The organism is Arthrobacter sp. SLBN-112 (assembly GCF_030944625.1).
Classification (GTDB): domain Bacteria; phylum Actinomycetota; class Actinomycetes; order Actinomycetales; family Micrococcaceae; genus Arthrobacter.
The window spans coordinates 3,662,993-3,678,164 of sequence record NZ_JAUSXY010000001.1 but is presented as its reverse complement, the minus strand read 5'-3'; the positions used below and the strand labels follow the sequence as shown (position 1 = coordinate 3,678,164).

General features: G+C 67.4%; 12 protein-coding genes and 2 pseudogenes. 13 read left to right on the top strand and 1 reads right to left on the bottom strand.

Annotated features, from left to right (window positions below; all coding sequences use genetic code 11):
- The first annotated feature begins 147 nt into the window (after window positions 1-147).
- Genes QF050_RS17125 through QF050_RS17095 form a run of 7 tightly spaced genes read left to right on the top strand, consistent with a single transcriptional unit; the run spans window position 148 to window position 8,124 of the window.
- Window positions 148-1,755 (top strand): carboxyl transferase domain-containing protein, encoded by a 1,608-nt coding sequence (locus QF050_RS17125; protein WP_308931489.1) that lies wholly within the window; start codon window positions 148-150, stop codon window positions 1,753-1,755.
- A gap of 7 nt (window positions 1,756-1,762) precedes the next feature.
- A complete protein-coding gene (locus tag QF050_RS17120) occupies window positions 1,763-3,925 on the top strand; it encodes a biotin carboxylase N-terminal domain-containing protein (protein WP_308931488.1) in 2,163 nt (720 codons plus the stop codon).
- Window positions 3,926-3,927: 2 nt separating this feature from the next.
- The gene (locus QF050_RS17115; RefSeq protein WP_308931487.1) at window positions 3,928-5,091 is read left to right on the top strand and encodes an acyl-CoA dehydrogenase family protein; all 1,164 of its coding nucleotides are present in this window, start codon (window positions 3,928-3,930) and stop codon (window positions 5,089-5,091) included.
- Between the two features lie 48 nt (window positions 5,092-5,139).
- Window positions 5,140-5,943: a CoA transferase subunit A gene (locus QF050_RS17110; protein WP_308931486.1), complete on the top strand. Its 804-nt coding sequence runs from the start codon at window positions 5,140-5,142 to the stop codon at window positions 5,941-5,943.
- Entirely contained in the window at window positions 5,940-6,719 is a 780-nt protein-coding gene (locus QF050_RS17105; RefSeq protein WP_374121539.1) for a CoA transferase subunit B, read from the top strand. The genes QF050_RS17110 and QF050_RS17105 overlap by 4 nt, the downstream gene beginning before the upstream one ends.
- Window positions 6,716-7,288 carry a MaoC family dehydratase gene (locus QF050_RS17100; RefSeq protein ID WP_308931484.1) on the top strand — a complete coding sequence of 191 codons (573 nt, stop codon included), beginning with the start codon at window positions 6,716-6,718 and terminating at the stop codon, window positions 7,286-7,288. Before QF050_RS17105 ends, QF050_RS17100 begins: the two co-directional genes overlap by 4 nt.
- Window positions 7,285-8,124 carry a CoA ester lyase gene (locus QF050_RS17095; RefSeq protein ID WP_308931483.1) on the top strand — a complete coding sequence of 280 codons (840 nt, stop codon included), beginning with the start codon at window positions 7,285-7,287 and terminating at the stop codon, window positions 8,122-8,124. Before QF050_RS17100 ends, QF050_RS17095 begins: the two co-directional genes overlap by 4 nt.
- Here QF050_RS17095 and QF050_RS17090 read toward each other — a convergent pair.
- Window positions 8,121-9,587: a lipase maturation factor family protein gene (locus QF050_RS17090; RefSeq protein ID WP_308931482.1), complete on the bottom strand. Its 1,467-nt coding sequence runs from the start codon at window positions 9,585-9,587 to the stop codon at window positions 8,121-8,123. The two genes, QF050_RS17095 and QF050_RS17090, sit on opposite strands and share 4 nt — an antisense overlap.
- Window positions 9,588-9,660: 73 nt before the next feature.
- Between QF050_RS17090 and dxr the strand changes: the two genes are divergently transcribed.
- From dxr to ispG, 6 genes and pseudogenes are all read left to right on the top strand, one after another.
- On the top strand, window positions 9,661-10,845 hold the full coding sequence (dxr, locus tag QF050_RS17085) for a 1-deoxy-D-xylulose-5-phosphate reductoisomerase (protein WP_308931481.1): 1,185 nt from the start codon (window positions 9,661-9,663) through the stop codon (window positions 10,843-10,845).
- A gap of 17 nt (window positions 10,846-10,862) precedes the next feature.
- Window positions 10,863-12,191 (top strand): site-2 protease family protein, encoded by a 1,329-nt coding sequence (locus QF050_RS17080; protein WP_308931480.1) that lies wholly within the window; start codon window positions 10,863-10,865, stop codon window positions 12,189-12,191.
- Between the two features lie 173 nt (window positions 12,192-12,364).
- A pseudogene (locus tag QF050_RS20380) lies at window positions 12,365-12,463 on the top strand (MarR family transcriptional regulator); the annotation flags it as partial.
- A gap of 539 nt (window positions 12,464-13,002) precedes the next feature.
- Entirely contained in the window at window positions 13,003-13,578 is a 576-nt protein-coding gene (locus QF050_RS17070) for a hypothetical protein (RefSeq protein ID WP_308931478.1), read from the top strand.
- Between the two features lie 70 nt (window positions 13,579-13,648).
- Complete coding sequence (locus QF050_RS17065) at window positions 13,649-13,942, top strand: YciI family protein (RefSeq protein ID WP_308931477.1); 294 nt, start codon at window positions 13,649-13,651, stop codon at window positions 13,940-13,942.
- A 34-nt stretch (window positions 13,943-13,976) separates the two neighbouring features.
- Window positions 13,977-15,144, top strand: a pseudogene (ispG, locus tag QF050_RS17060) (flavodoxin-dependent (E)-4-hydroxy-3-methylbut-2-enyl-diphosphate synthase).
- Window positions 15,145-15,172 lie beyond the last annotated feature (28 nt).

Here is a 15,172-nt window from a genome sequence, read left to right as displayed (position 1 = left end):
CACTTTTCCTCCTCGGACCGACGCAGATTCTACCAAGACCGCCATGTGTTGGACATCACAGTTAATCGAGACTAACCTGAATTTCAGTTATTAGTCACTAACCGAGTTGGCATGCAGCCGCCCGGTCCAGACAGGAACGGATCGTCAATGGAGACCCTGGCCAGCCGGCTCGACCCCGCAAGCGAGTCCTTCCGCGCCAACCGGGAAGCGCAACTGGCGCTCGCCGGAGACCTGCGGAAAAGGCTGGCAGATGCCGCGCTGGGCGGACCGCAGAAATCGCGGGACCGGCACGTGGCCCGGGGGAAACTCCTGCCGCGGGACAGGATTGACCAGTTGCTCGATGACGGCAGCCCGTTCCTGGAGATCGCGCCCCTGGCCGCCAACGGGATGTACGGCGACGAAGCGCCAGGCGCCGGCGTCATTGCCGGGATCGGGCTGGTGCACGGACGGCAGGTCCTGGTGATTTCCAACGACGCCACCGTCAAGGGCGGCACCTACTACCCCATGACGGTGAAGAAGCACCTGCGCGCCCAGGAGATTGCGCTGGAAAACCGGCTGCCCTGCATCTACCTGGTGGATTCGGGCGGGGCATTCCTCCCCAAGCAGGATGAGGTCTTCCCGGACAAGGACCACTTCGGCCGCATCTTCTACAACCAGGCCCGGCTCTCCGCCGCCAAAATCCCGCAGATCGCGGCCGTCATGGGGTCCTGCACCGCCGGCGGCGCCTACGTCCCCGCCATGAGCGACGAAACGGTGATCGTCCGGAACCAGGGCACCATATTCCTGGGCGGCCCCCCTCTGGTGAAGGCCGCGATCGGGGAGATCGTGACCGCCGAGGAACTCGGCGGCGGTGAGGTTCACGCCCGGATTTCCGGGGTGACCGACCACCTGGCCGAAAACGATGAGCATGCACTGCAGATCATCAGGGACATAGTTGCCACGCTGCCGCCGCCGGCCGCGCCGGCCTGGCAGGTGGAACCCGTCGTCGAACCTGCCGCCGACCCGGACGGGCTCTACGGTGCCGTGCCCACGGACGTCAACGCCCCCTACGACGTCCACGAGGTGATCGCCCGGCTGGTGGACGGCAGCAGGTTCCACGAGTTCAAAAGGGAGTACGGCACCACCCTCGTCACGGGATTCGCCCGGATCTGCGGACACCCTGTCGGAATCGTGGCCAACGACGGCGTGCTGTTCAGCGAATCATCGCTCAAGGGCGCCCATTTCATTGAGCTCTGCGACCAGCGCGGCATCCCGTTGCTGTTCCTGCAGAACATCTCCGGCTTCATGGTGGGCAAGGACGCCGAACAAGGCGGCATCGCCAAGAACGGCGCCAAGATGGTGACCGCCGTCGCCACCGCCCGCGTTCCCAAGCTGACCGTGGTGATCGGCGGCTCCTTCGGTGCCGGCAACTATTCGATGTGCGGCCGCGCCTACTCGCCGCGGTTCCTGTGGATGTGGCCTGCGGCGCGGATCTCGGTCATGGGCGGCAACCAGGCCGCCAGCGTCCTGGCCACCGTGAAGCGCGACCAGTACGAGGCGGCCGGCGAACAATGGCCGGCCGACGACGAAGAGGCTTTCAAGGCACCCATCCGCCGCCAGTACGAGGACCAGGGCAGCCCTTACTACTCCACGGCCAGGCTCTGGGATGACGCCGTGATCGACCCCGCAGACACCCGCACCGTCCTGGGACTGGCGCTCGACGTCGTCTCCCGCACCCCCTTGCCGGAGACCTCCTTCGGCCTCTTCCGGATGTGAGCCAGCAATGAGTATGCAAACCCGAACAGAACCAGCCCCCGGCGGCACCTCCACTCCGCGCCTGTTCGGCACGGTCCTGGTGGCCAACCGCGGTGAAATCGCCTGCCGCATCATCCGCAGCCTGCGCCACCTGGGAATCCGGTCGGTGGCCGTCTACAGCGATGCCGACGCCGGTGCCCGCCACGTGCGCGAAGCTGACGCGGCCGTGCGCATCGGCCCGGCACCCGCCGTCGAAAGCTACCTGAGCGCGGACGCGATCATCGATGCGTGCCGGCAGTCCGGGGCCGAAGCGGTCCACCCCGGCTACGGTTTCCTGAGCGAGAACGTGGACTTCGCCAGGGCCCTGGAAAAAGCCGGCATCACCTTCATCGGCCCCGGCGTGGAGGCGCTGAACGTCATGGGGGACAAGATCCGGGCCAAGAACCATGTGGCCGGCTACGGCGTGCCCGTGGTGCCCGGCATTGCCAGGCCCGGCATGACGGACAGTGAACTGGTGGAGGCCGCCGGCGGGGTCGGCTTTCCGCTCCTGATCAAGCCCTCCGCCGGCGGTGGCGGCAAGGGGATGCAGGCCGTGGAAAGGCCGGAGGACCTTCCCGCTGCCCTGGCAACGGCGCGGCGCGTAGCCGCGGCAGCGTTCGGTGACGACACCCTGTTCCTGGAACGCCTGGTGACCACGCCGCGGCACATCGAAGTGCAGGTGCTGGCCGACGGCCACGGCAACGTCATCCACCTCGGCGAGCGCGAATGCTCGCTGCAGCGGCGGCACCAGAAAGTCATCGAGGAAGCACCGTCGCCCCTGCTGGAAGGCCTTCCGGACGGGGCGGCCATCCGCGCACGGATCGGGGAAGCCGCCTGCAACGCCGCCCGCAGCGTTAACTACCAGGGTGCAGGAACGGTGGAATTCCTGGTGTCCGACGACGCGCCTGACGAGTTCTTCTTCATGGAGATGAACACTCGGCTGCAGGTGGAGCACCCGGTGACGGAGATGGTCACCGGCACAGACCTGGTGGAATGGCAGGTACGGATCGCCGCCGGTGCCGAACTGACGCTCCGGCAGGCCGACGTCGAACTCTCCGGCCACGCCGTGGAGGCACGCGTCTACGCCGAGGTGCCGGAGAAGAACTTCCTCCCGTCCACCGGAACCGTGCTGGTGCTGGATGAACTGCCGTCACCAACCGAAGGCCGGGTCCGGGTGGATTCCTCCCTGCTGGAGGGGCTGGAGCTCCCGGCCCACTACGACCCCATGATTTCCAAGGTGATTGCCTGGGGCGCGGACCGTGCGGCCGCGCTGGAAACCCTGGACGGTGCCCTGGCCGGCTACACCGCATTGGGAATCGACACGAACGTGGAGTACCTCCGGCTCCTCCTGAACGACCCCGACGTCCGGGCGGGGCACCTCGATACCGGCCTGATCGAACGCAAGCTGCCGGGCATGGAATTCCGGAAGGTCGGGGACGCGGACCTGGTGGCCGCTGCGCTGTACGCCGCCACCGTCGAGGACCGGGACAGCCCCGGACCGGTGGGCGGCCCGTGGAACAGCAGGAGCGGCTGGCGGCTTGGAACCCCGGCGCCGCGTCGGATCAGCCTCGGAACGGCCGACGACGGCGTGGCATCCGTGGCGGTAACCGGCAGGCCCGCAGGGGGCGCCGCCGTCACGGCAGCCGTTGACGGGGGCCCGCAGCGCAGTGCCGGCCTGTCCCTCCAGAACTCGCGGCGCGCCGTCATCAGGCTCGGCGACGAAACCCGCAGCTACGCCGTGGGCGTGGCCCCCGGCCAGCGCACCCGGATCTTCCTGGGCAGTGATGGCTGGTCCTGCCGGTTTGAGGTCCTCACCCGCGAGGCAAGGCTGGACCGGGTGCTGGCCGCCATGGAGCGCGAGGAAGGCTCAGCCGACCCCGAGGTGCGCTCACCGATGCCCGGAACCGTGGTTGCCGTCCCGGTCTCTGACGGGGACACCGTAAAGGCCGGGGAGGTCCTGGTGTCCGTGGAAGCCATGAAGATGGAACACCACCTCGTTGCCCCGCTGGCCGGGACCGTGCACCTCGGTGCCCGCACCGGTGACCTGGTGAAGGCAGACCAGGTCCTGGCCACCATCCACCCCCACCCTGCGGACGCAGAACCAGCGTCCGCAGAATCAGACACAGCCACCATCCAAGGCGAAGGAGCCTGACCATGACCGGATTCGAACTCAGCGACGAATACCAGGACCTCAGCGACACCGTCCGCGACTTCGCGGACAACGTGGTGGCCCCGGTCTCCGCCAAACACGATGAAGAACACAGCTTCCCGTATGAAGTGGTGAAGCAGATGGCCGAAATGGGCCTGTTCGGCCTGCCGTTCCCGGAGGAATTCGGCGGCATGGGCGGGGACTACTTCGCGCTCGCCCTGGCCCTGGAACAGCTCGGCCGGGTGGACCAGTCGGTGGCCATCACGCTGGAGGCCGGCGTTTCCCTGGGCGCCATGCCGGTGTACCGCTTCGGAACCGATGCCCAGAAGCAGGAGTGGCTGCCCATGCTGGCGTCCGGCCAGGCGCTCGCGGGCTTTGGACTCACCGAACCCGAAGCCGGCTCCGATGCCGGCGGCACCAAGACCTCCGCCCGGCGCGAGGATGGCCACTGGGTGATCAACGGCAATAAAGAGTTCATCACCAACTCCGGAACCGACATCACCCGGCTGGTCACCGTCACCGCCGTCACCGGCCGGAAGGAAGCCGCGGACGGCAGCGTCCGGAAGGAGATCTCCACCATCCTGGTGCCCACCGACACGCCGGGCTTCAAGGCCGAAAAGCCGTACAACAAGGTGGGCTGGAACGCCTCGGACACCCACCCGCTGACCCTCAAGGACGTCCGCGTCCCGGAGGAAAACCTCCTCGGCGCGGAGGGGCGCGGGTACGCGAATTTCCTGTCCATCCTGGACGAAGGCCGGATCGCCATCGCCGCGCTGGCTACCGGTGCCGCCCAGGGCTGCGTGGACCTGTCGGTCAAGTATGCCCAAGAACGCAGGGCGTTCGGGAGCGAAATCGGCAAGTACCAGGCCATCTCCTTCAAGATCGCACGGATGGAAGCCCGGGCCCATACTGCCCGCCTGGCCTACTACGATGCGGCCGCCAGGATGCTTGCCGGCAAGCCGTTCAAGACCCAGGCGGCCATCGCTAAGATGGTCGCAGGCGAGGCGGCCATGGACAACGCGCGGGATGCCACCCAGGTATTCGGCGGCTATGGCTTCATCAACGAGTTCACCGTGGCGCGCCACTACCGCGACTCCAAGATCCTTGAAGTGGGGGAGGGCACCACGGAAGTCCAGCTGATGCTGATCGCCCGCGAACTGGGACTGTAAGCGCCTGCGCCAGCAGCACCGAACGCAGCCGGCCTGAGAGGATCACTGATGATTGACAAGGTTGTAGCCAGCGCCGACGCCGCCGTGGCCGACATCCCGGACGGGGCGTCCCTGGCGGTGGGCGGGTTCGGGCTCTGCGGGATCCCGGTGGCCCTGATCGACGCCCTGCACCGCGCCGGCACCTCCGGCCTGGAAACGGTCAGCAATAACTGCGGCGTGGATGATTGGGGCCTGGGCATCCTGCTCCGCGACGGCCGCATCCGCCGCACCATCAGCTCCTACGTGGGGGAAAACAAGGAGTTCGCCCGCCAGTACCTTGCTGGTGAGCTGGAGGTGGTGCTGACCCCGCAGGGCACCCTGGCCGAGAAGCTGCGGGCCGGGGGCGCCGGCATCCCGGCCTTCTATACCAAGGCGGGGGTGGGGACGCAGGTGTCCGACGGCGGCCTGCCGCAGAAGTACGACGCCAACGGCGGCATCGCTATCGCGTCCGCGGCCAAGGAAGTGCGCTCCTTTGGGGGAGTGGACTATGTCCTGGAAGAGTCCCTCACTCCTGACTTCGGGCTGGTGCACGCCTGGAAGGGCGACCGGCATGGCAACCTGGTCTTCCATGCCACGGCCATGAACTTCAACCCGCTGTGCGCCATGGCCGGACGCATCACCATCGCCGAGGTGGAGGAACTCGTCGAACCTGGCGAACTGGACCCCGAACACATCCACACCCCCGGGATTTTCGTCCAGCGGGTGGTCCTGGCGGCCGGCGGGGAAAAGCGCATCGAAAAGCGGACGGTGGCCCTGGCGGCGCCGCCGGCGGGCGGAAGAACACTTGGCAGCGACCAGCAGGCAGGAGCATGACCATGGATCCCAACAGCCCTGAGGCGCCCCGCCCGGAAGCCGTCCGGCCGGAATACCGGCGTGCCGGGGAGCACCAGCCCGGTCGCGGCGATTTGGCCGCCGCTGCAGGAAGCAAAGGCTGGACGCGGAACGAACTGGCCGCCCGGGTGGCCCGGGAGCTCCGCAACGGCCAGTACGTCAACCTGGGTATCGGGATGCCCACCCTGATTCCCAACTACATCCCGGCCGGGGTGGAAGTGGTGCTGCACTCTGAAAACGGGATATTGGGTGTTGGCCCCTACCCGGCAGAGGACGCGGTGGATCCGGACCTGATCAACGCGGGCAAGGAGACCGTGACAGTCAACAGGGGAGCGGCGTTCTTCGACTCGGCAACATCCTTCGGCATGATCCGCGGCGGCCACGTGGACCTCGCCGTCCTGGGCGCGATGGAGGTCGCCGCCAACGGAGACCTCGCCAACTGGATGGTCCCGGGAAAGATGGTCAAGGGAATGGGCGGCGCCATGGACCTGGTGTTTGGCGCCAAACGGGTGATTGTGATGATGGAGCACGTGGACCGCAACGGCAATCCCAAGATCGTCCGGGAGTGCTCGCTCCCGTTGACCGGCAAGGGATGCGTGGACCGGATCATCACCGACCTCGCCGTGATCGACGTCGTCCGGGACGGCGGCCCGTCCCGGCTGGTCCTGCGCGAACTGGCCCCCAACGTCTCCGTAGAGGACGTGGTGGCCGCCACTGGCGCGGAGCTGTACGAGGAAGACCAGGAACTCACCGTATGACCGGCAACAACCCCACGGACACGGTCCCGGCAGGCTCAACGGCAGGAGGTGGCGACGGCGGCCGGCGAGTCATCGAGCAGCGCGGGCTCTACTTCGACGAACTGGAGGAAGGCGTGCTGTATGCCCACCGGCCCGGACGCACCGTGACGGAAACCGACAACGTCCTCTTCACCACCCTCACCATGAACACGCAGGCGCTGCACCTGGATGCGGCCTGGAGCGCGGGGCAGCCCTTTGGCCAGCGGCTGATGAACTCCATGTTCACCCTCGCCACCATGGTGGGCCAGTCCGTCACCCAGTTGACCCAAGGGACCATCATCGCCCAGCTCGGCCTGACCGACGTCACCTTCCCGCACCCGCTCTACCACGGGGACACGCTCTACACCGAGACGGTGATCACCGGCAAGCGGCTTTCGGCCTCACGGCCGGGGCAGGGCATCGTTACCATGGAGCACACCGGACGCAACCAGGACGGAGACGTAGTGGCACGAGCCACGAGGAGCTGCCTGATGTGGACCCGGGACGCACACCAGGACCAGCCCGGCGCACAGGGGAGAATGCCCGTATGACATTTTCGATGGGCCCCTCCCTGCTCTTTTGCCCCGCCGACCGCCCGGAGCGTTACCTGAAAGCAGCAGCGCGGGCAGATGCCGTGATCCTGGACCTTGAGGACGCCGTGGCGCCGCCGGACAAGCAACGGGCGCGCGGTGCAATCCTTGCCCAGGTGGGCGCAGCCGGCGACGACCCCGAACTGGACCCCAGCCGGACCATCGTCAGGGTCAACCCGGTCACCACGGAGGACTTCGCAAAGGACCTGCACTGCCTGGCGCACACGCCATACCGCACCGTCATGCTGGCCAAGGCGGAATCGGCTGAACAGCTCAAGGCGCTGGAGGGCTACCAGGTCATCGCGCTGTGCGAAACAGCCCTGGGCGTGCTGAACGCCCCCGCCATCGCCGCCGCCCCCAACGTGGTAGCCCTGATGTGGGGGGCCGAGGACCTCCTGGCCACGTTGGGCGGCACCTCCAGCAGGAAGGACGACGGCGGCTACCGGGCCGTGGCGCTGCACGCCCGCTCCTCGGTGCTCCTGGCCGCCAGGGCATTCGGCAAGGAAGCCATCGACGCCGTCTACACCAACATCCCCGACCTCGACGGGCTGGCCGACGAAACCGCGGACGCCGTGGCCTCCGGTTTCGGCTCCAAGGCGTGCATCCATCCCGGCCAGGCCGCCGTCGTCCGCAAGGCCTACGCGCCCTCCGAGGAGGAGGTGGCCGCGGCGCACGAGCTGCTGGACGCCGCCACGGCGGCCGGCAGCGGGGTTTTCCAGCACCACGGAAAGATGATTGACGGGCCAATCCTCAAGCACGCCCAAGGCATCCTGCGCCGTGCGGGCAGGGACGCCTAGCTGCCCTTCCGCCCCGACGGCCGGCGCAGCGACGTGGGCGGGATGGGCTCGTAGAGCAGGGTCCGCACCCAGCGGTTCCCGGTCTCCCGGAACTCTTTCCGGCTGGCGAAGCGGTAGTGGAAACTGCGCACGCGCACCAGCCGCGGAGCGGCGCCGTCGAACGGGTCATGCCGCAGCAGCCTCAGCACCTGCCGGTCCGCCGAGAGCAGCTTGCCCAGGAAGGCGTAGAACCATTCCTCGTGCACGCTCCGCAGCGGCAGGAACCACATGAGCCAGTCCAGCCGCAGATGGTAGGGGGCCCACTGCCGTGGAATCCGCCGAATATCCCCGGGTTTGCCCTTAAAGCCGTACTCGCGCCAGTCGGAGGCGTCACCGGGGTTCCCGTCCAGGGTGCCTTCCACCACGATCTCGACGCGTTGCCTGGTGACCGTACCGAATGCGCCATAGGCGTTGACCAGCTGCCACCGGTTGAAGCTGGCATTCATCAGCTGCCGGCGGGAGAAGAGATTCCGCAGCGGCCAGTAGCTCAGGACCAGCAGCAGGAGGGACGCCGCCAGCGTTATGGCCAGCCACCACAGGGGAGTGTCCCGTGCGGCACCCGCGTGCCAGTCCGCCGGGACGGCCGGTATCACGGCATGGGCCACGGGATCGCTGACCGCGGCAAACGCCAGCACGATCGCCATCCAGTTCAGCCACGCAAAGTTGCCGCTCGCCACCAGCCACAGCTGGGTGGCGACAACGACGGCCGCCGCCACCCCAGCCACCGGCTGCGGCGCGAACAGCAGGAACGGCACCACCAGCTGGGCGATGTGATTACCCACCACCTCGATCCGGTGCAGCGGCTTCGGCAACAGGTGTGCCTGCCGGCTGAGCGGCCCGGGCATGGGCTGTGTCTCGTGGTGGTAGTACAACGCAGTCAGGTCCCGCCACTCGCGGCCGCCGCGGATCTTGATCATCCCGGCCCCGAATTCCAACCGGAACACCAGCCACACCACCAGGATGAGGATGATGCGTGGCGGCTCCGTCTGGTCCGACCCCAGGAAAGCCACGGTGAAACCGGCTTCCAGCAGCAGCATCTCCCAGCCGAACCCGTAGAACGTCTGCCCCACGTTCACGATTGACATGTACAGCAGCCACAGGGCAAGGAACGCCAGCAACGGAACCCATGGCGGGCCCGCCTGCGGGACCCCGGCCGCGAGCAGCGCCGACACCGCCAGGCCCACGGCACAAACACCCCGCAGCAGCCGGTCCGAGTACCGCCAACGGAACAGGGTGGGCCGGGACAACCGGGAAAACGCGGCCAGGAAATCCGGCACCGGAAGGAGTCCGCGCTCGCCGAGCAACGCCGGAAACTGGTTCAGCGTGGACAGGAACGCAACGAAATATAGTGCTGCGACGCCCCGTTGCAGCACCTGCCGCGCAAATTCATACTCCGGCGCGTCGAACCAGGTGAGCCACTCCACGGATTCCACGTTACGCCCGGCCGTCCGGCGGTCAAGGCGCAGCAGGGCAGGCGGCGTGCGGGATACTTAACGGATGCAGCCACGCAGAATCGTCCTCCTCGGATCCACCGGTTCCATCGGCACCCAGGCGATCGACGTCGTCGACGGCGCCCCGCACCTGTTCGAAGTGGTGGCGCTCAGTGCCGGCGGCGGCAACCTGGAACTGTTGGCCCGCCAGGCGGTCCATACCGGCGCTGCAGCGGTGGGCATCGCCACCGGGGACCCCGGCCGGCTGGAATCGCTGATCCGGGAAGCAGCCGCCGCCGCGGGCCGCCCCGGGTACCGTCCGGAGATCGTGGCCGGACCTGACGCCTCAGCCCGGATCGCCGCCGTGGAGGCGGACGTGGTGCTGAACGGCATCACCGGTTCCATTGGCCTGGCGCCAACGCTTGCGGCACTTCGCTCCGGGGCCACCCTGGCCCTGGCCAACAAGGAATCACTGATCGTTGGCGGCAGCCTGGTCAAGGCGGCGGCCAGGGACGGCCAGATTGTGCCCGTGGACTCGGAACACTCGGCGATTGCCCAGTGCCTGCGCTCAGGTACGGCAGCGGAGGTGGACCGGCTCATCCTGACCGCCTCCGGGGGTCCGTTCCGCGGCAAGAGCCGGGAGCAACTGCACTCCGTCACGCCCCGGCAGGCACTGGCGCACCCCACATGGGACATGGGGGTCATGGTCACCACCAACTCGGCCACGCTGGTCAACAAGGGCCTGGAAGTCATCGAGGCCCACCTGTTGTTCGACATTCCGCTGGACCGGATCGACGTGGTAGTGCACCCGCAATCCATCGTCCACTCCATGGTCCAGTTCGTTGACGGCTCCACCATCGCCCAAGCCTCCCCGCCGGACATGCGGCTTCCCATTGCCCTGGGCCTTGGCTGGCCAGCCCGGGTGCCCAAGGCCGCGCCGGCCTGCGACTGGACCCAGGCCGCCACATGGACCTTTGAACCCCTGGACGTGGGTGCCTTCCCGGCCGTGGCCCTCGCCAAGGACGCCGCCAAGCAGGGCGGCACCTTCCCTGCCGTCTTCAACGCGGCCAATGAAGAGGCCGTCACGGCGTTCCACGCGGGCCGGATCCGGTTCACCGACATCGTCGATACCGTGGACAGGGTGCTCAGCGAACATTCAGGTTCCTCCGGGCTGACGGTGGAGTCGGTGCTGGATGCTGAAAGCTGGGCACGCGCCCGCGCCCACGAACGTTTAGCAGTCAGCAGTCTCTAGGAAGCAGCAGCACCTCCATGACCCCTGTCCTACTTTTCATCCTCGGCGTCGTCTTCGTGGCCGTCGGCATCGCCGTGTCCATTGCCCTCCACGAGGTGGGCCACCTGGTGCCGGCCAAGCTCTTCAAAGTGCGTGTCACCAAGTACATGATCGGCTTCGGCCCCACCCTCTGGTCACGCCGCAAGGGTGAAACCGAATATGGCGTGAAGGCCGTTCCGCTGGGCGGCTACGTCTCGATGATCGGCATGTACCCACCCAACAAGGAGGACGGCTCGGTCCGGCCCTCCAGTACCGGCATGTTCCAGACGCTGGCTACGGAAGCCCGGTCCATGGCCCACGAAGAGGTAGGCCCCGCCGACCACAACCGGGTCTTCTACCGGCTGCCGGTCTGGAAAAAAGTGATCGTGATGCTGGGCGGGCCGGCCATGAACATGATCCTCGGGGTGCTGCTGACGGCCGTTCTGCTGATGGGATTTGGTGTTGCCACCGCCACCACCACCATCTCCGACGTCTCCAAATGCCAGGTGGCCGCGGGGCAAACCGTCGACCCGGACTCTGCCGACTGCCAGCTGACCCCCGCCGCCGCGGCGGGGCTGAAACCCAATGACACCATCACCTCCTTCGACGGCAAGGCCGTCACCAGCTGGGACCAGCTGACGGAGTGGATCCGCGCCTCGGCCGGCAAGGAAGTGGCCATCACGGTGCAGCGGGACGGCACTGCCGTGTCCACCACAGTCACGCCGGTCCTGTCATCCCGGCCGGTGATCGGCGCCGACGGACGCCAGGCCACCGATGCCGCCGGCACCCTCCGGTACCAGGACGTCGGATTCCTTGGCATCGGCGCGCAAACGGCGCTGGTGCCCCAGCCGGCGTCGTCCGTCCTGCCCATGGCCGGAGAGAACATCCGGCAGGTGGCCGGCGTCGTGTTCAACCTCCCCGCCCGTGTGGTGGGCGTGGCCAAGGCCGCCTTCAGCGAAGAACCGCGGGACCCCAACGGCCCCATCAGCGTGGTGGGCGTGGGCAGGGTGGCCGGCGAGGTGGCCGCCATGGAAGCTGTTCCGCTGCAGTCCCGCCTTGCCACCCTTGTCGGCCTGCTGGCGGGCCTGAACTTCGCCCTGGCGGTGTTCAACCTCATCCCGCTGCTGCCCCTTGACGGCGGCCACGTGGCCGGAGCCCTGTACGAAGGCGCACGCCGCACCGTCGCCAGGCTGCGCGGACGGCCGGACCCGGGAGCCTTCGACATCGCCAAACTGCTGCCCGTGACCTACGTGGTGGCGGCTTTGTTGATGGGCATGAGCGCCCTGTTGATCTACGCGGACATCGTGAAACCCGTCAACCTCTTCTGATAATCAGCCGCTTTAGGCTGACTTCAATAAATCAGTCAGATTTGATTGATTATCATGAATCAACCATCTATGGTTGAGCTATGTTTGTGATGACCATCGACCAGCGCGGCAGCACCGGCGACCTGGACCGGGTCCCGGGGTTCATTGAGCAGATCGCGCGCCTCGAACCTGCGGGGGCTGACAGGCCGGTCTTTGAGCGCTCGGTCGGCGACGAAGTCCAGGGGGTGGTTCGGGGCGCTGACGCCGTGGTGGACATCGCCCTGTTCGCGCTGCGCGAAGGGCGCTGGTACGTCGGCATCGGCGTCGGAACCGTGTCCCTGCCGGCAGGCGCCAGCCCGCGGGAAGGCGCCGGATCCGCGTTTGTTGCCGCCCGCAAGGCCGTTGAACGTGCCAAGGCTGCCGGTTCCCAGGTGCCGTTGTCAGTGGTGGCCGGCATCATGGCAGGGGAGGCAGGCGGGAGTGTCCCTGCCGGGGAAGGGGAGCGGACATGCGCCAACGCGGAAGCGGTGCTGAGGCTGCTGGGCCGCCTGGTCCAGGAGCGGACGGACGCCCAGTGGCGGGTGATTGATGCACTGCGGCACCTTGATGCCGGCGCGGACGGGGCAGGGCGGCACGGTCCGGCCCGGCACGGCAGCCAGAAACAGGTGGCCAGGGAACTCGGAATTTCGGAGCAGTCCGTGAGCCGCACCGTGCTTCGCTCCGGGTGGCAGGAAGAATGGGCAGCACGGCCGGCTGCGTCCATGCTGCTTGATGTCGCCCAGGCGCGGGTGGTTCCGGCCGAAGAAACAGTCATCGGCAATGGAGGAGACAAGTGACCGCACTGTGGGTGGCCGTTGCCCTGGTGGTGGCAGGCTTCGCGGGATGGCCGGTCACGGCCCTGGTCTTCAAGCTTGCCAGGACCATTGATGACAAAGCCGACGCCGCCAGAACGGCAGGGGAAGCCCGTCCCGCTGCCCAGGACCCGTCCGCAGACGTCACCGTGGACGAGCCATCCCCGTCTCTCGGCGGCCAGGACGCCGCCCCGGACGCGGACGCGCTCCGTGGAGCGGCGGGAACGGCGGGAGGCCAGGCAGTTGACGGTGAGTTGACGGCGCATACCGGCCCGCCGTCGTCGGACGGCACTGCCGCCGAAGCCTCAGCACCCAGCCAGCGCATCCTGCGCGGCGGCGCCATCATTGGCGTGCTGGAACGGCTGGGGGTGTGCCTTGCCATCCTGGCCGGCCAGCCGGTCGCGATCGCCTACATCGTCGCCATCAAGGGCCTTGGCAGGTTCGCCGAACTCAAAGAAACCCCGGTGGCCGCGGAGCGCTTCATCATCGGAACCCTCACCTCCATGCTTTGGGCGGCCGGGACCGCCGCCGCCGTCAAGGTCCTCTTCCTGCAGTAAACGGGCATCGGGCTCCGTGCCGGGATGGTCCGGATGGGTGCGAAGGCAGGCATGGCGATAGGGTAGCCGTATGACAGTTTTTGCCGTTGAGTACGTTTACGCCGCCAACTCCACCGAAACCCGCAACGAGGTCCGGCCCGCGCACCGGGAATGGACCGGCGGCCTGGCAGAGGACGGCGTCATCGTCGCCAGCGGCCCCTACGGCGACGGTGCCGGCGCCCTCTTGATCGTCACGGCCGCAGACGAAGCAGCCCTGAACTCGATCCTCAAGCAGGACCCGTTTGCCGCAGCCGGCGTCGTCGCCGGAACCCGTATCACCGAATGGTCACCGGTCACCGGCATGCTCGCCGGGCTCGCCGCGTAGCCGCCTCCCTACCCTTTCAACTCAAGGAGTCCACGTGACCTCGGTCAGCCTGGGAATGCCGTCAGCACCGCCGCCCGTCCTTGCGCCCCGCCGCAAGACGCGCCAGATCAAAGTCGGCTCGGTAGGCGTAGGATCTGATTTCCCCATCAGCGTGCAGTCCATGACCACCACGCCCACCACGGACATCAATGCCACCCTCCAGCAGATTGCCGAACTGACGGCGTCCGGCTGCGACATCGTGCGCGTCGCCTGCCCGTCCGCCGACGATGCCGAGGCGCTGCCCATCATCGCCCGCAAGTCCCAGATCCCGGTGATCGCGGACATCCACTTCCAGCCCAAGTACGTGTTCGCGGCCATTGAAGCCGGGTGCGCGGCAGTTCGCGTGAATCCCGGCAACATCCGGAAGTTTGATGACCAGATCAAGGAAATCGCGGCCGCGGCGAAGGACCACGGCACCTCGATCCGCATCGGCGTCAACGCCGGCTCCCTGGAACCGGGCATCCTCAAGAAGTACGGCAAGGCCACTCCCGAAGCCCTGGTCGAGTCCGCTGTCTGGGAAGCGTCCCTCTTCGAGGAGCACGGCTTCCACGACTTCAAAATCTCGGTCAAGCACAACGACCCCGTGGTCATGGTGGCCGCCTACGAAATGCTCGCCGAAAAGGGTGACTGGCCGCTGCACCTCGGCGTCACCGAGGCCGGCCCCGCATTCCAGGGAACCATCAAGTCCGCCACCGCGTTCGGGGCGCTCCTGTCCCGCGGGATCGGTGACACCATCCGCGTGTCCCTCTCTGCCCCGCCGGTGGAGGAGATCAAGGTAGGCAACCAGATCCTCCAGTCCCTGAACCTTCGCCCCCGCAAGCTGGAAATCGTCTCCTGCCCCTCCTGCGGCCGGGCCCAGGTGGACGTCTACACCCTGGCCGAACAGGTCACCGCAGGGTTGGAAGGAATGGAGATCCCGCTGCGTGTCGCCGTCATGGGCTGCGTCGTGAACGGTCCGGGCGAGGCCCGCGAGGCCGATCTCGGCGTTGCCTCCGGAAACGGCAAGGGCCAGATCTTTGTGAAGGGCGAGGTCATCAAGACTGTCCCTGAGAGCGCAATTGTTGAGACACTGATCGAAGAGGCCATGCGTATCGCGGAAGAGATGGGGGAGGCCGATGGCGAAGATGCTGTCAAGGGTAGCGCCCGTGGTTAGCGTCTCGTAGGGACGTTCCAGACCCTGCGGGTATTTCC